17 protein-coding genes are annotated in these 19,359 nt (G+C 71.3%); 8 read left to right on the forward strand and 9 right to left on the reverse strand.

Annotated features, from left to right (window positions below):
• Genes hisB through hisD form a run of 3 tightly spaced genes read right to left on the reverse strand, consistent with a single transcriptional unit; the run spans position 1 to position 3,019 of the window.
• Positions 1 to 594, reverse strand: a complete 594-nt coding sequence (gene hisB, locus R4Z63_RS08120) for an imidazoleglycerol-phosphate dehydratase HisB (protein WP_037926825.1) — start codon at positions 592 to 594, stop codon at positions 1 to 3.
• Positions 591 to 1,718 carry a histidinol-phosphate transaminase gene (locus R4Z63_RS08125; protein ID WP_037926828.1) on the reverse strand — a complete coding sequence of 376 codons (1,128 nt, stop codon included), beginning with the start codon at positions 1,716 to 1,718 and terminating at the stop codon, positions 591 to 593. Before R4Z63_RS08125 ends, hisB begins: the two co-directional genes overlap by 4 nt.
• Positions 1,697 to 3,019, reverse strand: a complete 1,323-nt coding sequence (gene hisD, locus R4Z63_RS08130; protein WP_037926831.1) for a histidinol dehydrogenase — start codon at positions 3,017 to 3,019, stop codon at positions 1,697 to 1,699. Before hisD ends, R4Z63_RS08125 begins: the two co-directional genes overlap by 22 nt.
• A 285-nt stretch (positions 3,020 to 3,304) precedes the next feature.
• Between hisD and R4Z63_RS08135 the strand changes: the two genes are divergently transcribed.
• Positions 3,305 to 4,042: an LON peptidase substrate-binding domain-containing protein gene (locus R4Z63_RS08135; RefSeq protein WP_384451143.1), complete on the forward strand. Its 738-nt coding sequence runs from the start codon at positions 3,305 to 3,307 to the stop codon at positions 4,040 to 4,042.
• Between the two features lie 19 nt (positions 4,043 to 4,061).
• Complete coding sequence (gene ybaK / locus R4Z63_RS08140) at positions 4,062 to 4,556, forward strand: Cys-tRNA(Pro) deacylase (RefSeq protein WP_384451140.1); 495 nt, start codon at positions 4,062 to 4,064, stop codon at positions 4,554 to 4,556.
• 117 nt (positions 4,557 to 4,673) lie between these two features.
• Here ybaK and R4Z63_RS08145 read toward each other — a convergent pair whose 3' ends face one another.
• Genes R4Z63_RS08145 through R4Z63_RS08160 form a run of 4 tightly spaced genes read right to left on the reverse strand, consistent with a single transcriptional unit; the run spans position 4,674 to position 8,628 of the window.
• On the reverse strand, positions 4,674 to 5,363 hold the full coding sequence (locus R4Z63_RS08145) for a hypothetical protein (RefSeq protein ID WP_052031196.1): 690 nt from the start codon (positions 5,361 to 5,363) through the stop codon (positions 4,674 to 4,676).
• Between the two features lie 28 nt (positions 5,364 to 5,391).
• Complete coding sequence (locus R4Z63_RS08150; protein WP_078556932.1) at positions 5,392 to 6,258, reverse strand: ABC transporter permease; 867 nt, start codon at positions 6,256 to 6,258, stop codon at positions 5,392 to 5,394.
• Positions 6,255 to 7,292 carry an ABC transporter ATP-binding protein gene (locus tag R4Z63_RS08155; RefSeq protein ID WP_384451135.1) on the reverse strand — a complete coding sequence of 346 codons (1,038 nt, stop codon included), beginning with the start codon at positions 7,290 to 7,292 and terminating at the stop codon, positions 6,255 to 6,257. Before R4Z63_RS08155 ends, R4Z63_RS08150 begins: the two co-directional genes overlap by 4 nt.
• 28 nt (positions 7,293 to 7,320) lie before the next feature.
• Positions 7,321 to 8,628 carry an NYN domain-containing protein gene (locus tag R4Z63_RS08160; protein WP_384451132.1) on the reverse strand — a complete coding sequence of 436 codons (1,308 nt, stop codon included), beginning with the start codon at positions 8,626 to 8,628 and terminating at the stop codon, positions 7,321 to 7,323.
• A gap of 220 nt (positions 8,629 to 8,848) precedes the next feature.
• On the opposite strand from R4Z63_RS08160, the gene R4Z63_RS08165 reads away from it, so the two are divergent.
• Positions 8,849 to 9,007, forward strand: coding sequence for a hypothetical protein (locus R4Z63_RS08165; protein WP_172671389.1), 159 nt, complete (start codon positions 8,849 to 8,851; stop codon positions 9,005 to 9,007).
• A gap of 93 nt (positions 9,008 to 9,100) precedes the next feature.
• On the opposite strand, the gene dnaE is transcribed toward R4Z63_RS08165, so the two are convergent.
• Positions 9,101 to 12,643 (reverse strand): DNA polymerase III subunit alpha, encoded by a 3,543-nt coding sequence (gene dnaE / locus R4Z63_RS08170; RefSeq protein ID WP_384451129.1) that lies wholly within the window; start codon positions 12,641 to 12,643, stop codon positions 9,101 to 9,103.
• 171 nt (positions 12,644 to 12,814) lie between these two features.
• Here dnaE and R4Z63_RS08175 point away from each other — a divergent pair, with 171 nt between their 5' ends.
• From R4Z63_RS08175 to R4Z63_RS08195, 5 genes are all read left to right on the forward strand, one after another.
• Complete coding sequence (locus R4Z63_RS08175; RefSeq protein ID WP_037926843.1) at positions 12,815 to 14,149, forward strand: DUF2252 domain-containing protein; 1,335 nt, start codon at positions 12,815 to 12,817, stop codon at positions 14,147 to 14,149.
• A 37-nt stretch (positions 14,150 to 14,186) separates the two neighbouring features.
• Complete coding sequence (locus tag R4Z63_RS08180) at positions 14,187 to 14,876, forward strand: hypothetical protein (protein ID WP_037926846.1); 690 nt, start codon at positions 14,187 to 14,189, stop codon at positions 14,874 to 14,876.
• A gap of 48 nt (positions 14,877 to 14,924) precedes the next feature.
• Entirely contained in the window at positions 14,925 to 15,719 is a 795-nt protein-coding gene (locus R4Z63_RS08185) for a DsbA family protein (protein WP_384451227.1), read from the forward strand.
• A 129-nt stretch (positions 15,720 to 15,848) separates the two neighbouring features.
• Positions 15,849 to 17,510 carry an alkaline phosphatase D family protein gene (locus R4Z63_RS08190; RefSeq protein WP_384451125.1) on the forward strand — a complete coding sequence of 554 codons (1,662 nt, stop codon included), beginning with the start codon at positions 15,849 to 15,851 and terminating at the stop codon, positions 17,508 to 17,510.
• A gap of 242 nt (positions 17,511 to 17,752) precedes the next feature.
• Positions 17,753 to 18,700, forward strand: coding sequence for a zinc metalloprotease (locus tag R4Z63_RS08195; protein ID WP_384451225.1), 948 nt, complete (start codon positions 17,753 to 17,755; stop codon positions 18,698 to 18,700).
• Between the two features lie 81 nt (positions 18,701 to 18,781).
• Here the strand turns inward: R4Z63_RS08195 and R4Z63_RS08200 are convergent, their stop codons facing one another.
• Positions 18,782 to 19,351, reverse strand: a complete 570-nt coding sequence (locus R4Z63_RS08200; RefSeq protein ID WP_037926856.1) for a dienelactone hydrolase family protein — start codon at positions 19,349 to 19,351, stop codon at positions 18,782 to 18,784.
• Positions 19,352 to 19,359: the final 8 nt, after the last annotated feature.

The following is a 19,359-nucleotide window of genomic DNA, read 5'->3' on the forward strand; positions in this document are numbered from 1 at the left end:
CTAGAGGGCGCCCTTCGTGGAGGGCAGGATGCCGGCGGCGCGCGGGTCGAACTCGGCGGCGTAGCGCAGCGCGCGGGCGAGGGCCTTGAACTGGCACTCCACGATGTGGTGGGCGTTGCGCCCGTACGGGACGTGGACGTGCAGGGCGATCTGGGCCTGCGCGACGAAGGACTCCAGGATGTGCCGGGTCATCGTCGTGTCGTAGGCGCCGATCATCGGCGCCATGTTCTCGGGCTCGGTGTGCACGAGGTAGGGGCGGCCGGACAGGTCGACGGTCACCTGGGCGAGGGACTCGTCGAGCGGCACGGTGCAGTTGCCGAAGCGGTAGATGCCCACCTTGTCGCCGAGCGCCTGCCGGAAGGCGGCGCCGAGCGCGAGGGCGGTGTCCTCGATGGTGTGGTGGGAGTCGATGTGCAGGTCGCCGTCGGTCTTGACGGTGAGGTCGAAGAGGCCGTGGCGGCCGAGCTGGTCGAGCATGTGGTCGTAGAAGCCCACGCCCGTCGAGACGTCGACCCGGCCGGTTCCGTCGAGGTTTATCTCGACGACGACGGAGGTCTCCTTGGTGGTCCGTTCGACCCGTCCGATGCGGCTCATGCGTGCTGCTCCTTCTTCAGTGCGCGAACCGCTTCCAGGAACGCGTCGTTCTCTGCCGGGGTGCCGGCGGTGACCCGCAGCCGGCCGGGTACGCCGTTGTCCCGGACCAGGACCCCGTGATCGAGGATCTTCTGCCAGGCGGTGTGCGCGTCCTCGAACGTCCCGAACTGGACGAAGTTCGCGTCGGACTCGGTGACCTCGTAGCCGATGGCGCGCAGTTCGGCGACCAGGCGGTCCCGCTCGGACTTGAGCTGCTCGACGTAGCCGAGCAGGGTGTCGGTGTGCTCCAGCGCCGCCAGGGCCGTCGCCTGGGTGACGGCGGACAGGTGGTACGGCAGGCGCACCAGCTGCACGGCGTCGACGACGGCGGGGTGCGCGGCCAGGTAGCCCAGGCGCAGGCCGGCCGCGCCGAAGGCCTTGGACATGGTCCGGGACACCACCATGTGGGGGCGGCCCTCGATGAGGGGCAGCAGGGAGTCCCGGTGGCTGAACTCCACATAGGCCTCGTCGACGATGACGAGGGAGGGCTTGGCCGCCTGGGCCGCCTCGTAGAGGGCCAGGACGGTCTCCGCCTCGACGGCGGTGCCCGTGGGGTTGTTGGGCGAGGTGATGAAGACGACGTCGGGGGCGTGCTGTGCGATCGCCCGCTCCGCGGCCGCCACGTCGATGCGGAAGTCCTCGCGGCGCGGGCCGGAGATCCACTCCGTGCCGGTACCGCGGGAGATCAGCGCGTGCATGGAGTAGGAGGGCTCGAAGCCGATCGCGGTGCGGCCCGGCCCACCGAAGGTCTGCAGCAGCTGCTGGATGACCTCGTTGGAGCCGTTGGCGGCCCATACGTTCTCCCGCGTGACCGGGTGCTTGCCGGTACGCGTGAGGTAGGCGGCCAGCTCGGTGCGCAGCTCGACCGCGTCCCGGTCCGGGTAGCGGTTGAGGGTGCGGGCGGCCTCGGCGACGCGCTCGGCGATGCGCGCGACGAGCTCCGCGGGCAGCTCGTAGGGGTTCTCGTTGGTGTTCAGCTGAACCGGCACGTCCAGCTGCGGGGCGCCGTACGGGCTCTTGCCGCGCAGTTCGTCCCGGATGGGGAGGTCGTCGATGCCGATGCTCACGGGGTGGGCACCTTCCATCCGAAGCGTGCCTTGAGGGCGGCACCGTGGGCGGGCAGGTCCTCCGCCTCGGCCAGGGTGACCACGTGGTGGGTGACCTCGGCGAGGGCGTCGCGGGTGTAGTCGACGATGTGGATGCCGCGCAGGAAGGACTGCACGGACAGGCCCGAGGAGTGGCAGGCGCAGCCGCCGGTGGGCAGCACGTGGTTGGAGCCGGCGCAGTAGTCGCCGAGGGAGACCGGGGCCCACGGGCCGACGAAGATCGCGCCGGCGTTGCGGACGCGGGCGGCCAGGGCGGCCGCGTCGGCGGTCTGGATCTCCAGGTGCTCGGCGCCGTAGGCGTCGACGACCTTGAGACCGTCCTCCAGGCTGTCGACCAGGACGATCGCGGACTGCTTGCCGGCGAGGGCGGGCTTGATCCGGTCCTCGACGTGCTTGGTCGCGGCGACCTGCGGCTCCAGCTCCTTCTCGACCGCGTCCGCGAGCTCGGCGGAGTCCGTGACGAGGACGGCCGCGGCCAGCGGGTCGTGCTCCGCCTGGCTGATGAGGTCGGCAGCGACGTGGACCGGGTCGGCCGTGGAGTCGGCGAGGACGGCGATCTCGGTCGGGCCGGCCTCGGTGTCGATGCCGATGCGTCCGGTGAAGTAGCGCTTGGCGGCGGCGACCCAGATGTTGCCGGGGCCGGTGACCATGTTGGCGGGACGGCAGTCCTCGGTCCCGTAGGCGAACATCGCCACGGCCTGGGCGCCACCGACCGCGTACACCTCGTCCACGCCGAGCAGGGCGCAGGCGGCGAGGATGGTCGGGTGCGGCAGGCCCCCGAACTCCTTCTGCGGCGGGGACGCGAGCGCGACCGACTCGACGCCCGCCTCCTGGGCCGGCACCACGTTCATGACGACGGACGACGGGTAGACCGAGCGGCCGCCCGGGGCGTACAGCCCCACACGCTCCACCGGAACCCACTTCTCGGTCACGGTGCCGCCGGGGACCACCTGGGTGGTGTGCTCGGTGCGGCGCTGCTCGCGGTGCACCGTCCGGGCCCGCCGGATCGACTCCTCAAGGGCTGCGCGGACGGCCGGATCGAGCGCGTCGAGGGCGGCCTTGAGAGCCTCAGCGGGCACCCTGACCTGCTCCAACGTCACTCCGTCGAACTTCTGCGCGTACTCGATCAGCGCCGCCGTGCCACGATGATGCACGTCCTCGCAGATGGGCCGCACCTTTTCCAGGGCGGCTTCCACGTCGAACTCGGCACGGGGCAGCAGATCGCGCAGGGCGCCGCCCTCGGGGAGGGCGTCACCGCGCAGGTCGATACGAGAGATCACCTCCCAATTCTCTCAGACCGCCACGCGCCACCGTCCGCCCGTATCACTGGCTGATACACGCCACGGGCACCACAGGCGCCCGTGGGCGTTCACCCGCACGTGCGCGGCGGCCGGGCGGAACCGCCGGAGCGGGCCGGCCCGGACGGGGGACCGGCGGATCCGGCCGCCCCCGGGCGCCGCGCCGATTCGGCGGCGGGATCCGGCTCCGGGGCCGGCGGCGGAGGCCCCCCGACTGCGGCGGCGGGGGGTGACGGGCTGCGTCCGCGGACGATTACCCTGTGCGTCGTGACCACCGTTCGCCTGCCCCTCTTCCCGCTGAACTCGGTGCTGTTCCCGGGCCTCGTCCTCCCGCTGAACGTCTTCGAGGAGCGTTATCGCGCCATGATGCGCGAGCTGCTGAAGTCGGGCGAGGACGAGCCGCGCCGTTTCGCCGTCGTCGCGATCCGCGACGGCCGGGAGGCCGCCCCGACCGCGTCCGGCCTGCCGGACCCGACGTCCATGCCGGAGCGCGGCCCGACCGCGGGTTTCGGGTCGGACCCGATCCAGGCGTTCCACCGGGTGGGCTGCATCGCGGAGGCGGCGACGATCCGGGAGCGGGAGGACGGCACCTTCGAGGTCTTGGCGACCGGTACGACGCGGGTCCGGCTGCTCTCGGTCGACTCCTCGGGGCCCTTCCTGACGGCGGACCTGGAGGAGCTCCCGGAGGACGCGGGCGACGGCGCCGGGGTCCTCGCAGAGGGTGTGCTGCGTGCCTTCCGCAACTACCAGAAGCGGCTGGCCGGGGCTCGCGAGCGGTCCCTGACGGGCGCCGAACTGCCCGACGAGCCCTCGGTGGTGTCGTACCTGGTGGCCGCGGCGGCGGTGCTGGACGTCCCGGCGAAGCAGCGGCTGCTCCAGGCCCCGGACACGGCGACGCGGCTGGCGGAGGAGCTGAAACTGCTGCGCACGGAGACGGCGGTGATCCGTCACCTGCCGTCGCTTCCGGCGGTGGACCTGACCCGGGCTCCGACGAGCCCCAACTGAACCGACCGACGGGGGACCGATGGCCAAGAAGACGAAGCAGGCAGCCGGCACTCCGGCGATCGCGGCCCTGACGGCGGCCGGAGTCGCCTTCACCACGCACGCGTACGAGCACGACCCGTCGCACCCCTCGTACGGCGAAGAGGCGGCCGAGGCCATGGGGGTCTCTCCGACGCAGGTCTTCAAGACCCTGGTGGCCGACGTGGACGGCGTCCTCACGGTGGCGGTGGTCCCGGTCTCCGGGTCGCTGGACCTGAAGGCGCTGGCGACGGCGGTCGGCGGCAAGCGGGCGGCGATGGCGGACCCGGCCCTGGCCGAACGCACCACGGGCTACGTCCGCGGCGGCATCTCCCCGCTGGGCCAGCGCAAGCGGCTGCGCACGGTGATCGACGACTCCGCGACGGAACACTCCACGATCTGCTGCTCGGCGGGCCGCCGCGGCCTGGAGATCGAACTCTCCCCGTCGGACCTGACCAGCCTCACGGGAGCCACCCTCGCCCCGATCGGCCGGGCATAGGGCGTGTCGCGATAGGGGCGCCGTCCGCCCGAAGGGCGGGCCCTTCCGGGCGCGGTCCCGGGCAGCGCGGGAGGGCGGGCCTTCGCGCGGCGCCGCCGGCCCACCGCCCCGGACGGGTCAGGTGCGCGGGGCCTCGGACGCGGTCGGGCCGGCGTCGGCGGGCGGCAGCGGCACCCCGGCCGGCGGCGCCGGCCGGTAGTGGCCGCTCCACCCGTACAGCGGATCCGGCTCCGGTTCCCTCGGCGTCCACAGCGCGGTCAACCCCAGGTGCAGCAGCACCGCGGTCATCGGCCAGGCCAGCAGCGCCCCGTACGCCAGCAGTTCCAGCGGCGCATCGAACGGCACCCCCTTGCCGGCGGCGGAGGCCGCCGCGGCCAGGTCCGTCGACGAGGACCCGAGCCACAGTCCGAACCGCCACCCCGCCAGCGCGGCGAAGCAGGACCCGACGGCGAGACCGATCACCAGCGGCACCCCGCCGGCCCGGCGCCACAGGAAGGTGGCGACGGCGCTCACCACGCCCAGCCCCAGGGCCAGCAGGAAAAAGGTCCCGTCGGCGGCGATCCGCGCTTCGCTCTCGCTGTTGCGCAGGAACACCGCCTCGCCGTTGGACACGTACTGCACCCGGGGCGCGAGCCACCACCACAGCAGGCCGAGGAGCAGCCCGGCCACCCCGACCGCCAGGGCCACGACGGCCCCGTCGCGGATGTCCTCCGGGCGGATGGCCGCGGCGGTGCCGCCCGGCTTCTCGGGCGGCGACGGTGGCGGGTCGAACGGGGACTGCGGGGTCACGGCTTCGGTCACCCCCACATCGTGCCAGGTGTGTCCGGCGGTGGTGTCAGCGGACGGCCGCCCGGCGGTACGCCCAGGTCGCCACGGCCAGGGAGACGACCCCGACGGCCGCGCACACGCCGAGGTCGAAGACGACGGCGGCCCAGTCCGGCGACGCCTCGAAGGTCCGCGCGAAGGCCTCCACCCCGTAGGTGGACGGCAGCAGGTCCCGCGCCCACACGATCACGGCCGGCATCCGCTCGGGCGGCAGCACGCCCAGCAGCAGCGCCGCCGACATGCCGAGCTGCCCCGCGAGGGTGGCGAGCTCCTGCCGCGGTGCCAGCAGCCCCAGGGCCGCGCCGAGCCCGGCCAGCGCGGCTCCGGCCAGCGGCACCACGGCGGCCAGGATCCACAGTCCGCCCATCGGCAGGCCGAAGAGCAGACATCCGAGGACGGCGGTGACCAGCGTCCCCGGCAGCGTGAAGGAGGCGTAGGCGGCGGCCGCGCCCAGCACCACCGAGGCGGGCGGCACCGGCAGGGTGGCGTAGTGGTCGAGTCCGCCGCCGGCCCGCAACTGCCCGAAGTACTGCGCGAGCAGGTTCAGCGCGACGAAGGCGACGACCAGCACCGAGGACCCGGCCACGACGGCCCGGGCCTCGGATCCCCCGTCGACGACGCCCCGCATCAGGATCATGATTCCGACGGACTGGAAGGTCGCCACGAACAGCAACGGAATGCGGGCCACCCGCGCCCGGGACAGCTGCGCGCGGTAGACGGCGGCCAGCGAGGGGAGGAAGCGCGCGGCGGGCGCCAGCGGCGCGGCCTGAGGTTCCCGTGCGCAGCCCGTGGGAAGCGCGGCCGGTGCGGCCTGAGCCGTGGGTGCGGCATCGGGCGCGAGCACGGCCCGGACGCCCCCCGTCGAACGGTCGCTCACGACTTCACCAGCCCTTTCGTCCTGCCGCCGAGGGCCAGGTACACGTCTTCCAGGCTGGGAGTGGCCAGGGTGAAGTCGTCGAGCGCGGAGAAGGCCGGGCCCCCGGTGACCGAGGCGACCGCCGCCCGTGCCTCGTCCGGCGCCAGCCGGAGCACCCAGCGGCGCCCCGACTCGACCGCCCGCTCGCGCAGCCGGGCGACCTCCGGCACCTCCAGCGGGGCGCCCTCGCGCCACACCAGCTCCAGCCGGACCTCGCCCGAGACGCGCGCCTTCAGCGCGGTCGGCGTGTCGCAGGCGATGACCTTGCCCTGGTCGATGACGGCGACCCGGTCGAGGACCGTCTCGGCCTCGATGACGTTGTGGGTGACGAGCAGCACGGTCACGCCGTGCCGGGCGCGGCGGCGGTCCACCGCCGCCCACACGGCCCGCCGGGCCACCGGGTCCATTCCGGTGGTGGGTTCGTCGAGGACCAGCACGGGCCGTTCGCCCACGAGCGCGGCGGCGACGCAGGCCAGGCGCCGCTGGCCGCCGGAGAGCTTCTTCAGGGGTCGCCCGGCGATCCCTGCCAGTCCGAGTTCCTCCAGTACGGCGTCGCGCGCGGCGCGTGCCGACCGTACGTCGAGCCCGCGCAGCCGTGCGGTGGTCTCGGCGGCCAGCGCCACCGTGAGCTCGTCGAGGGCGGTGGACTCCTGGCCGAGGTAGGAGAGCAGTCTGGAGGCCCGTCGGGGGTGGCGCACGAGGTCGTGGCCGAGGAGGGTCACGGTGCCCGAGTCGGGCCGCATGAGGCCGGTGAGCTGGCGGACCAGGGTGGACTTGCCGGCGCCGTTGGGGCCGAGCAGGCCGAAGATCTCGCCGCGCCGGACGTCGAGGCTGACGCCGTCGTTGGCGCGGGTTTCGGGCAGGGCGGGGGCTCCGCGCCGCCCGCGCACCGCGGGATACGTCTTGACCAGGTCACGCACCGTGCAGACCACGTCCGACGCCGCTCCCGCGGCCGCCGCCGTGCTGTCCTGCGCCTGTGCTGTGCCCGTACTCACGAGGGAGCAGCCTACGGGGTTCCCGCCCCTACTCGGCCGCCGGGGTCAGCGGGGCGGACAGGTCGGCGGGTCCCGTTCCGGGTGCGGCGGCCGGTACCGCGGCGACGTGCTCAGCGGCGGCGCGGACGTCGATCTCCCTCCAGAACCCGGCGCGGATGGCGTAGCGGTCGTGCTCGTCGATCTGGTCGTCCTTGTGCGCGAGCAGGCCGAACCGGGCGGCGTAGCGCAGCAGCTCGCCGTCGATCCGGTGCGGGATGCGCGGGTACATGGTGGCCAGTTTCTGGAGGTGTGCGGTCTCCGGGAGGCGTTCCATCCAGCGCCGGGCGAACACCTGTCCCACCTCGAATGGGTCCCCGCCCACGGTGGTGATGTCCTCCTCCCGGTCGGCCCAGCGCTGTTCGGCGCTGGTGAGCTGGGCGAGGGTGGGCAGCGAGGCGGTCTCGGCGGGCTCGCCCAGCGGTCCGGCGCGGTCGATCCAGCCCCGGTCGGAGGACCAGCGCAGGGCGCTGGCGGAGGACGGCGCGCTGCTCGCCGCGGCCTGCTGGCCACTGTGCGGTCCGGTGGCGCGCAGGGCCCCGGCGAGGTCCTTGGGCGTGGGGACGCTCTTTCCGCCGGGGGCGGTCGGCGCCGGTACGGGGACGGCCTCCCGGTCGTCCTCCGCGGGGGCGGCGGCACCGTTGCGGGCGGCCTCGGCGAGCGCGGCCTCGGGCAGCGGCGCCGAGAGGATGGCCGCGATGTCGGGGCGGGGCACGGGCGGCGGGGAGCAGAGTCCGGCGAGGTCCTTGGCGCGGACGGCACGGGTGATCCAGGCCCGGTCGAGGACGCGGCGTTCGTCGGCCTCGGCGACGAGGTCCTCGGACTGGTTGTAGTCGCCGTCGGCCGCCTGGACGGCCCACAGGTGGACCGCGACCCCGTGCTCCTTGGCGGACATCAGGCCGGGCAGCAGGTCGCCGTCGCCGGTCACGAGGACCACGTCGGAGCAGGCGCGGTTGCGGGCGAGTTCGGTGAGCTCGGCGTGCATGGCGGCGTCGACGCCCTTCTGCGCCCAGCGGCCGTCGCTGCGGGTCAGGGCGCCGAGCCGGACCGTGACCCGGGACATGACGCGCAGTCTGCGGTGTTCGGGCTGCGGCACCCGGTCGGGTGCGCCGTCGAACCAGTAGATGCGCAGCAGGGGCTGCTGGGTGTCGGCCTCGGCCCGCTCGCGCAGGCCCTGGATCAGGGCGGCATGGTCGACGGTGATCCGGGAGCGGGAGGGCTCCCCGGCGAGAAGGCTGGCGGCGGCACCCAGCAGGTAGCCGGCGTCCACCAGGACGACGCAGCGGTCCACGCGTTCCACCCTCTTCCCTGGGGGTCCCCACGTGTTTTCGCGGGTTCCCCGAGTCTGCCCGACCTCGCGGGCGTTGAAGGCCGGAACTCGATCATCGGCGTGGCGGATCTCACGCGGCGGCGGGGCACCACCCTCGGCTACACGCGGTAATGATCCAAAATGCGCGGTTTCTGGTGCTGTGTGAGTGTGAAGGCGGTCCTGGCCCCTAGACCCTCACGGAGGCTCCACCATGGCCAAGAACAAGAACCAGAAGCAGCCGGCGAAGCAGCAGACCCGCTCGTCCGGGCAGGACGCGTCGCGTTCGGACTCCCCCGAGCAGTCGTCCCAGGCGCCGAGTCCGATGGACCTGGCCCACAAGAGCAAGCAGAAGAAGTTCGGACACAACTGACGCCTTCGCGCCGGTCTGTGACGGCCGAGAACCGCAAGGGGGCCTGCCCGGCGACACCGGGCAGGCCCCCTTTCGGGCGGGTGGCGGACGACGCTATCCGGCCAGGCAGGACGGTCCGAGCAGGACCTTGAGATCGCCGAAGAGGGCCGGGTCGGGCTGGACGCGGTGCCGGTCGAGGCGCAGCACGGTGGTGGTCCGCGGCCCCTGGAGCTTGATCCGGACCTCGGTGTTGCCCTTGTGGTGGCGCAGGATCTCTCCCAGACGGGTCACCATCGGGGGCGTGACCTTGACCGTGGGGATGGTGAGGACCACGGGGGCGTTGGTCCCGGCCGAGGAGAGGTCGGGGACCATCATCTCCATGGCGACCAGGCGGGGGACGTCCTCGCGCTTGTCGAGGCGGCCCTTGACGAAGACGACGGTGTCCTCGACCAGCTGGGTGGAGACGAGCTGGTAGGTCGCGGGGAAGAACATGCACTCGATGGAGCCGGCGAGGTCCTCGACGGTGGCGATGGCCCAGGCGTTGCCCTGCTTGGTCATCTTGCGCTGGAGGCCCGAGATGATGCCGCCGATGGTGACGACGGCGCCGTCGGAGTGCTCACCGCCGGTCAGCTGGGAGATTCCGGCGTCGGTCTTGTCGGAGAGCACGTGCTCCAGACCGAAGAGCGGGTGGTCGGAGACGTAGAGCCCGAGCATCTCGCGCTCCTGGGCGAGCAGGTAGGACTTCTCCCACTCGACGTCGGAGAACTCCACGTCGAGGCCGAAGCCGGGCTCGTCGCCGCCGCTGTCGTCACCCATACCGCCGAAGAGGTCGAACTGCCCCTCGGCCTCCTTGCGCTTGACGGCGACCACGTTGTCGATCATGGATTCGTGGTGGGCGACCAGGCCCTTGCGGGTGTGGCCCATCTCGTCGTAGGCGCCGGCCTTGATCAGCGACTCGATGGTGCGCTTGTTGCAGACGACGGCCTCGACCTTGTCCAGGAAGTCAGGGAAGGAGGAGTACTTCCCCTTGGCCTTCCTGGTCTTGATGATCGAGTCCACGACGTTCTGGCCGACGTTGCGGACGGCGGTGAGGCCGAAGAGGATCACGTCGTCGCCCTGGGCGGCGAAGTTCGACTCGGACTCGTTGACGTTCGGCGGGAGCACCTTGATGCCCATGCGGCGGCACTCGTTCAGGTAGATCGCGGACTTGTCCTTGTCGTCCTTGACCGAGGTGAGCAGACCCGCCATGTACTCGGCCGGGTAGTTCGCCTTGAGGTAGGCGGTCCAGTAGGAGACCAGGCCGTAGGCGGCCGAGTGGGCCTTGTTGAAGGCGTAGCCGGCGAAGGGGACCAGGACGTCCCAGAGCTTCTGGATGGCCTCGTCGGAGTAGCCGTTCTTGCGGGCGCCCGCCTGGAAGATCGTGAAGTTCTTCGCCAGCTCCTCGGGCTTCTTCTTGCCCATGACGCGGCGCAGGATGTCGGCCTCGCCGAGCGAGTAGCCGGCGATGATCTGGGCGGCCTTCTGGACCTGCTCCTGGTAGACGATCAGGCCGTAGGTCACCGCGAGCACCTCTTCGAGCGGCTTCTCCAGCTCGGGGTGGATCGGGGTGATCTCCTGCTGCTTGTTCTTGCGCAGGGCGTAGTTGGTGTGCGAGTTCATGCCCATCGGGCCCGGCCGGTAGAGGGCCGACACGGCGGAGATGTCTTCGAAGTTGTCCGGCTTCATCAGCCGCAGCAGGGAGCGCATGGGCCCGCCGTCGAACTGGAAGACGCCGAGGGTGTCGCCGCGGCCGAGCAGCTCGAAGGTCTTGGGGTCGTCGAGCGGGAGGGCCAGGAGGTCGATGTCGATCCCCTTGTTGGCCTTCACCATCTTGACGGCGTCGTCCATGATCGTGAGGTTGCGCAGGCCCAGGAAGTCCATCTTCAGCAGGCCGAGCGACTCGCAGCTCGGGTAGTCCCACTGGGTGATGGTGACGCCGTCGGTGTGCCGCACCCAGACGGGTACGTGATCGGTGATCGTCTCGCTGGACATGATCACGCCGGCGGCGTGCACGCCCATCTGGCGGACCAGGCCCTCCACACCGCGGGCGGTGTCGATGACCTTCTTCACGTCCGGCTCGTTCTCGTACATGCCGCGGATCTCGCCGGCCTCGCCGTAGCGGGGGTGCGAGGGGTCGAGGATGCCGGAGAGCGGGATGCCCTTGCCGAGGACGTCGGCGGGCATGGCCTTGGTGAGGCGGTCGCCCATGGCGTACGGGTAGCCCAGCACGCGGGCCGAGTCCTTGATCGCGTTCTTGGCCTTGATGGTGCCGTAGGTGCCGATCATGGCGACCTTGTCGGCGCCGTACTTCTCGGTCACGTACCGGATCACCTCGACGCGCCGGCGCTCGTCGAAGTCGATGTCGACATCGGGCATGGACACGCGCTCGGGGTTGAGGAAGCGCTCGAAGATCAGGCCGTGCGGGATCGGGTCGAGGTCGGTGATGCCCATGGCGTAGGCGACGATCGAGCCGGCCGCGGAGCCTCGGCCGGGTCCGACCGCGATGCCCTGGTTCTTGGCCCACATGATGAAGTCGGCGACCACGAGGAAGTAGCCCGGGAAGCCCATCGAGATGATCGTGTCCATCTCGTACTCGACCTGCTTCATGCGGTCCTCGGGGATGCCCCCGGGGAAGCGGCGGTGCATGCCGCGCATGGTCTCCTCGCGGAACCAGGTGACCTCGGTGTAGCCCTCCGGGATGTCGAACTTCGGCATCAGGTTCCGGAACGTGAACATGCCCTCGGTGTCGATCTGGTCCGCGACCAGCCTGGTGTTGGCACAGCCCTCCTGCCAGGCGTCCGAGGAGTCGATCGCGTACATCTCGTCGGTCGACTTCAGGTAGTAGCCGGAGCCGTCGAAGCGGAAGCGGTCGGGGTCCGAGAGGTTCTTGCCGGTCTGGATGCACAGCAGGGCGTCGTGGGCGGAGGCCTCGCTGGCGTAGGTGTAGTGCGAGTCGTTCGTCACCAGCGGCGGGATACCGAGCTTCTTGCCGATCTCCAGCAGCCCGTCGCGGACCCGGCGCTCGATCTCGATGCCGTGGTCCATCAGCTCCAGGAAGTAGCGGTCCTTGCCGAAGATGTCCTGGTACTCGGAGGCCGACTTCAGGGCCTCGTCGAACTGGCCGAGGCGCAGGCGGGTCTGCAGCTCGCCGGAGGGGCAGCCGGTGGAGGCGATCAGCCCCTCGGACCACTGGGCGATGGTCTCCTTGTCCATGCGCGGCCACTTCGTCAGCCAGCCCTCGGCGTACGCGTCGGAGGACAACCGGAAGAGGTTGTGCAGGCCGGTGGCGTTCGCCGCCCAGATCGTCTTGTGGGTGTAACCGCCGGAACCGGAGACGTCGTCGCGCTTCTGGTGGGGCTGGCCCCACTGGATGCGGCGCTTGTTGCGCCGGGACTCGGGGGCGACGTACGCCTCGATGCCGATGATCGGCGTGACCCCGGCCTTCTGGGCGGAGTGGAAGAAGTCGTAGGCCCCGTGCAGGTTGCCGTGGTCGGACATGGCGATGTGCGTCATGCCCATCTCGTTGCACGCGTTGAACATGTCCTTCAGCCGCGCGGCACCGTCCAGCAGCGAGTACTGGGTGTGGACGTGCAGGTGCGTGAACGGCGTCTGGGGCACGGCGCTGGTCTCCTGGCGGCGGGGGGACGGGGCAGCTTCGAATCCTACGTCCCACGGGTGACAGATCACGGGCACGCGGCGGTACGGTCGGGCGTTGCAGAACCAGGGGCGCCGGTCCCGCGTCCGGTCCGGCAGAGCCCGTACCACCCCGTGCACCAGGAGGAACCCGCCATGGCGGTCCCCGAGACGACCGACGAGCAGCGTGCCGAGCAGATCCTCGACGTGTTCGACACCGCATTCGGTGAACTGCTCGCCGCCGACCCCGCTGCCTTCCGGGTCAAGTTCCGCAAGATGGCGGCCTCGGCCTTCGCCTTCTACCGGGGCACGGCCTGCCTCTTCTACTCCGACCTGGAGCGGGACCGGCACGGCGGTCCGTACCTGGACGAGCGGACGGGCCGGGTGTGGATCCACGGCGATCTGCACGCCGAGAACTTCGGCACGTACATGGACGCCAACGGCCGGCTGATCTTCAACGTCAACGACTTCGACGAGGCGTACGTCGGCCCCTTCACCTGGGACCTCAAGCGCTTCGCGGCCTCCGTCGCGCTGATCGGCTACACCAAGGCGCTCAGCGACGGCCAGATAAGCGAGCTGGTGCGGATCTACGCCGGGGCCTACCGGGAGCGGATCCGCCTGCTGGCCGTCCGGGACCAGGCACCCGACAAGGACGAGGTCCCCTCCTTCACCCTGGACACCGCCGAGGGCCCGCTGCTGGACGCGCTGCGCTCGGCCCGCTGCCGCACCCGCTTCTCCCTGCTGGACTCGATGACGGAGATACGGGACCACGAGCGCCGCTTCGCCTGCGGCGGCGGTTCCGTCGAGCTGGACGCCGCGACCCGCTACAAGGTGCTGGCGGCCTTCGACGGGTACCTGGAGACCCTGCCCGACGAGTCCCTCGTGCGCCCCGACTCCTACCGGGTCAAGGACGTGGTCGGCCGCCGGGGCGTCGGCATCGGCTCGGCGGGCCTGCCCTCCTACAACATCCTGCTGGAGGGGCACAGCGACGCGCTGGAGAACGACGTCGTGATCTACCTCAAGCAGGCGCAGACCCCGGCCGCCTCCCGGCACGTCACGGACCGGGAGGTGCGGGAGTACTTCCTGCACGAGGGGCACCGCACGGTGATCTCGCAGCGGGCGCTCCAGGCGCACGCCGACCCCTGGCTCGGCTGGACGGAGCTGGACGGCACCGGCCAGCTGGTGGCGGAGGTGTCCCCGTACGCGGTGGATCTGGACTGGTCGGACCTGGACGACCCCGAGGAGATCGCCGCGGTGGTCGCCGACCTCGGCCGGGCCACGGCGACCATGCACGCGTCGGCCGACGAGGCGGAGAGCGGACAGTCCCTGGTGCCGTTCTCCACCGAGCGGGCCATCGACGCGGCGATCGCCTCGGACGAGGAGGGTTTCGCGGACCTGCTGGTCGACTTCGCCCACGCCTACGGGGCGCGGGCGCGCGCCGACCACCAGATCTTCGTGGACCTCTTCCGCAACGGCCGTCTCACCCCCTGAAACGGCTCCCACAGGAACACGTGGCACACTCGCGAGGATGGACTTTTCCGGGACGGGACTCAGAGGGCTGCGGGCCGCGTTGTTCAGCGCTGTCGTCGTGCTGCTCTCCTCCGGCTCGCACGTCCTGATGTCCCGGGTCCCGCTGCCTCCGGCGATGGTGGCCGGGGCCTTCGCGGGCGTGTTCGCGATCGCCTGGGCCCTCGCGGGCCGTGAGCGCGGCTTCGGCCCCATCGCGGGGCTGCTCGTACCGCTGGAGCTGGCCGCCGACACCGTCTTCACCGCCGGGCAGCACCTCTGCTACGGCCCGGCCGGTGGGCCGGTCGCGGGGCCGCTGCGCGCCATGGGCCTGGAGGAGCTCTGCGGGGGCACGCCGGTGGGCGGTCCGCTGGCCGAGGTGACCGGGCCCGCCGCCGGTACGGCCGCGCTGCTGGCCTCGCCCGGCCCGTACACGCCGTGGCTGCTGCTCGGCGCCCATGTCTCGGTGGGGCTGCTCGCCGCCGCCTGGCTGCACCACGGTGAGCGGGCGCTGGGCCGGCTGCTGCGGGCGGTGGCCGCCTTCGCGTTCCGGCCGCTGCGGATGGCGGCGGCCGCGCTGGCGGGGGCCCGTCGGCCGGCACGGCGGGCGCGGCGGCCGGTCCCGGCGGGAGCCGGGGCCCGTACGCGCTTCCCCGCGCACTCCGTGGGACGGCGGGGACCTCCCGTGCTCGGTGCGCTCGCGCGCGCCTGACGCACGTACGGCAGTCCCTTCCCCACGTCGCACACCACGGAGATCATGATGAGTTCACGCAACAGCCAGGCGAACAAGGCGGCGGCCCGCGAGCGGCTTCGGGCCGAGCGCGCGGCGCAGGCCAAGAAGGACAAGATCCGTCGACAGGTCATAGTCGGCGTCGGGGTCGTGGCCGCGCTGGGCCTGGCCGGCGGTATCGCCTACGGGGTCATGAAGGCCAACGAGCCCGACTACTGGGAGAAGGCCGCCAAGGCCGAGCTGGTCAAGCCCAAGAACACCTCGGGTGACGACGGCACCACGGTCGTCGTCGGCAAGGCCGACGCGAAGAAGACCCTGGAGCTGTACGAGGACTCGCGCTGCCCGGCGTGCGCCTCCTTCGAGCAGGCCGCGGGCGAGCAGATCAAGAAGGACGTCGAGGCGGGCAAGTACAAGCTCCAGTACGTCGGCGCCACCTTCATCGACAACGCGGTCAAGGGCGAGGGCTCGAAGAACGCGCTGAGCGCGCTGGGCGCCGCGCTGAACGTCAGCCCGGAGGCCTTCCTGGAGTTCAAGGGGGCGCTGTACTCGAAGGAGCAGCACCCCGAGGAGACCGTCGACAGCTTCGCCAAGGACGACTACCTGCTGAAGGTCGCGGACACCGTTCCGGCGCTCAAGGGCAACGCCGAGTTCAAGAAGGCCGTCGAGGACGGCACCTACGACCGGTGGGCGCTGGAGATGTCGAAGGTCTTCGACAACTCCGGGGTGAAGGGCACGCCGACCTTGAAGATGGACGGCAAGAAGATCGACACCCCGCAGACGGCGGAGGCGTTCACGGCCGCGATCGACAAGGCCCTGCAGGGCTGATCCGGGACGTTCCGGGACACGACTTCCCTTCCGGCAGCACCGGCGAGCGGGCGAACTCCGAGAGTTCGCCCGCTCGTTGCATTCCGACATCTGTTCCCAGGGGTGTACCCGTCGGTAATGTGATGGTCCGTGACCAGTCATCTCACCCCTCACCCCGCCGCGTCGACCCCCCGCCGCCGTACCGTCGTCCTCGCCGCGGCCGCCACCGCCACACTGGCCCCCCTCGCCACGCTGGGCGCCGGAACCGCCCATGCGGCGGGCAGCGCCCCCGCCTTCCTGCACGGCGTCGCCTCGGGCGATCCGCTGCCCGACGGCGTCCTGCTGTGGACGCGCGTCACCCCCTCCCCCGAGGCCGTCCCCGGATCCGGTATCGGCCCCACCGTCCAGGTCGGCTGGGAGGTGGCCGCCGACCAGGCCTTCTCCCGCGTCGTCGGCTCAGGGACCGTCACGGCCGGCGCCGCCTCGGACCACACGGTCAAAGTGGACGTGCGGGGGCTCCGGCCGCAGACGCCGTACTGGTACCGCTTCACCGCCGGCTCGGCGGTCTCCCCCGTGGGGCGCACCCTGACCACCCCCGCCCACGGCGTGACGACCCCGGGAGTCCGCTTCGGCGTGGTCTCCTGCGCCAACTGGGAGTCCGGCTACTTCTCCGCCTACCGCCACCTGGCCGCCCGCACGGACCTGCACGCGATCCTGCACCTGGGCGACTACATCTACGAGTACCAGTCCGGGGGTTACCCGGAGGCGAAGTACACCGTGCGCCAGCACGAGCCGAAGCACGAGATCGTCTCGCTGGCCGATTACCGCACCCGGCACGGCACGTACAAGACGGACGTGGACCTCCAGGCCATGCACCAGGCACACCCGGTCATCGCCATCTGGGACGACCACGAGTTCGCGAACGACATGTGGGCCGGCGGCGCCGAGAACCACACCCCGGGGGCCGAGGGCGACTGGACCGCCCGCGCCGAGGCCGCCAAGCAGGCCTACTTCGAGTGGATGCCGGTACGGACCTCCACCGCGGGCACCGTCTACCGCAGGCTCCGCTTCGGCACCCTCGCCGACCTGCACCTGCTCGACCTGCGCTCCTTCCGTTCGCAGCAGGCCAAGGTGGGCAGCGGATCGGTGGACGACCCGGAGCGCACCATCACCGGGCGCGCCCAACTGGACTGGCTCAAGGCGGGCCTCGCCGGCTCCGACGCGACCTGGAAGCTGGTCGGCACCTCGGTGATGATCTCGCCGGTGGCCTTCGGCTCGCTGCCCGCACACCTGCTGGGGCCGTTCACCAAGCTGCTCGGGCTGCCCGAGGGCGGCATCGCGATCAACGTGGACCAGTGGGACGGGTACACGGACGACCGCAAGGAGCTGCTGGGCCACCTGAAGGAACGAAACATCCGGAACACGGTGTTCCTGACCGGCGACATCCACATGGCCTGGGCGAACGAGGTGCCGATGAACATGGCCACCTATCCGGGCTCGGGCACGGCTGCGACGGAGTTCGTCGTCACGTCGGTGACCTCCGACAACCTCGACGACATCCTGCACGTGCTGCCGAACACGGTCTCGCTGGTGGCCGAAACCGCCATCAAGGCTGCCAACTGGCACACGAAGTGGCTCGACATGGACGCGCACGGCTACGGCGTGCTGGACGTGACGCCGGAGCGCTCGCAGATGGACTACTACGTCATATCCGACAAGCGCCGGCCGGACGCGACGTCCGCGTGGTCCCGCTCCTACCGGACCCTGAACGGGACCCAGAAGGTCGAGCGGTCCTACCACCCCGTTCGCTGATCTCCTGAACGACCGTCAATTCTTCTGCCACAAGGGGCATCTGGTACATACCAGGTGCCCTTTGTGCGTTCGAAGCAACAAATCTTTTACGCAAGACCCTTGACCTGAATATGTCATGCACACATAAGCTTCGCGCCAGCTGAAGAAGATCCTTCAGGCCACCACCCCCCACCACCCCCCACTCGCGAGGAGCACACGTGCGCGCGTCCGCCCGCATATCCCCCCTTCTCCGCCGCCGCCTGATGGGCACGGCTGTCCTGGCCGGAACCCTGGCCTTCACCCCGCTCGCCGCCCCCACCACGCTCGCGGCCGCCAAGAGCCCCGCCGAGGTGTGCGCCGACGGGGCAGCCGCCCCCGCCAACGCCCGCGTGGCCCGCGCCCACGACGAGCGCGCGGACGAGCCGAACGAGCTCACTGACGCGCAGGCCAAGGCCATGGACTCCGACCTCAAGTCGAAGCTGGACAAGGCCCTCAAGAACCAGCCGCAGCGCAGCCTGGCCGCGGCCGAGGCCGTGGTGAACATCCCCGTGTACTTCCACGTCGTCCACTCCGGCACCGCCGGCAAGCTCACGTCCACGGACGTCAGCAACCAGCTCTCCGTCCTCAACGCGGCCTACGGCGGCCAGGGCAGCGGCAACGTCAACACGAACTTCCAGTTCACCCTGGCGTCGACCGACTACACGGACAACGCCTCCTGGTACAACCTGGCCTCCGGCTCCCAGGCCGAGAAGGACATGAAGAACACCCTGCGCAAGGGCGGCCCGGGCGCGCTCAACTTCTACACCGCCAAGCTCTCCGGCGGCCTCCTGGGCTGGGCGACCTTCCCGACCTCCTACGCCTCCAACCCCACGATGGACGGCGTGGTCGTGCTCGACAGCTCGCTGCCGGGCGGCTCCTCCGCCAACTACAACGAGGGCGACACCGCCACCCACGAGGTCGGCCACTGGCTCGGGCTCTACCACACCTTCCAGGGCGGCTGTAACGGCAACGGCGACTACGTCTCCGACACCCCGGCCGAGAAGAGCGCCGCGTACGAGTGCCCGACCGGGCGCGACAGCTGCACCAAGAAGTCGGGTGCGGACCCGATCCACAACTTCATGGACTACACCTACGACTCCTGCATGTACCAGTTCACCGCCGGCCAGGTGGCCCGCATGAGCAGCAGCTGGACCGCCTACCGGGCGGGCTGACCTCAGCGACGGGGAGGGCCCGGTCCGGCATCCGCCGGACCGGGCCCTCCCGCGTGTCCCCGCCTACCGTCCCCTGCGGGGCTACAGGCTGTCGAGGAAGCCGATCGCGGCCGTCCACGCCTGCCCCGCAGCCTCGGCGTCGAAGTCGTCGAGGTCCGGGTCGGTGAACAGGTGCCCGGCGCCCGGGTAGCTGTGGACCTCCACGTCCGCGCCGGCCCGCTGCATCCGCAGGTACCAGGCCGTCAGCCAGTCGTGCGGCTCGAAGGGGTCCGGGTCCGCGATGTGCAGCTGCACCGGAAGCCCGTCCACCGACGCACCGTCCTCCAGGTCGGCCGTCCCGTGCAGCAGGAGCAGCCCGCGCGCCTTCTCGTCGGCCAGCGCCAGGTGCTGGGCGAGGGAACCGCCGAAGGAGAAGCCCGCGTACACCAGGCCCGCGTCGGAGTGGGGGGCCGCGGCCAGCACGGCCCGCTTCAACAACTCGTCACGGCCGATCTCGTCCTGGTGGGCCATGCCCTCCTCGACGGTCTCGAAGGTGCGCCCCTCGAAGAGGTCCGGTACCTGGACCTGGTGACCGGCCGCGCGCAGCCGGTCGGCCGCCGCGTGCACCGCGGGCCGCAGCCCGTACGTCGAATGGAAAAGCACGATGTTCATGCCTCCAT

The organism is Streptomyces sp. PL-29, from assembly GCF_058344425.1.

Excerpts from the sequence above, each read along its gene's own strand:
- R4Z63_RS08125 (WP_037926828.1), bottom strand. The coding sequence starts at position 1,718 with ATGGAAGGTGCCCACCCCGTGAGCATCGGCATCGACGACCTCCCCATC.
- R4Z63_RS08185 (WP_384451227.1), top strand. The coding sequence starts at position 14,925 with ATGAGTTCACGCAACAGCCAGGCGAACAAGGCGGCGGCCCGCGAGCGG.
- R4Z63_RS08195 (WP_384451225.1), top strand. The coding sequence starts at position 17,753 with ATGGGCACGGCTGTCCTGGCCGGAACCCTGGCCTTCACCCCGCTCGCC.
- R4Z63_RS08180 (WP_037926846.1), top strand. The coding sequence starts at position 14,187 with ATGGACTTTTCCGGGACGGGACTCAGAGGGCTGCGGGCCGCGTTGTTC.
- R4Z63_RS08200 (WP_037926856.1), bottom strand. The coding sequence starts at position 19,351 with ATGAACATCGTGCTTTTCCATTCGACGTACGGGCTGCGGCCCGCGGTG.
- hisB (WP_037926825.1), bottom strand. The coding sequence starts at position 594 with ATGAGCCGCATCGGACGGGTCGAACGGACCACCAAGGAGACCTCCGTC.
- R4Z63_RS08175 (WP_037926843.1), top strand. The coding sequence starts at position 12,815 with ATGGCGGTCCCCGAGACGACCGACGAGCAGCGTGCCGAGCAGATCCTC.
- R4Z63_RS08165 (WP_172671389.1), top strand. The coding sequence starts at position 8,849 with ATGGCCAAGAACAAGAACCAGAAGCAGCCGGCGAAGCAGCAGACCCGC.
- ybaK (WP_384451140.1), top strand. The coding sequence starts at position 4,062 with ATGGCCAAGAAGACGAAGCAGGCAGCCGGCACTCCGGCGATCGCGGCC.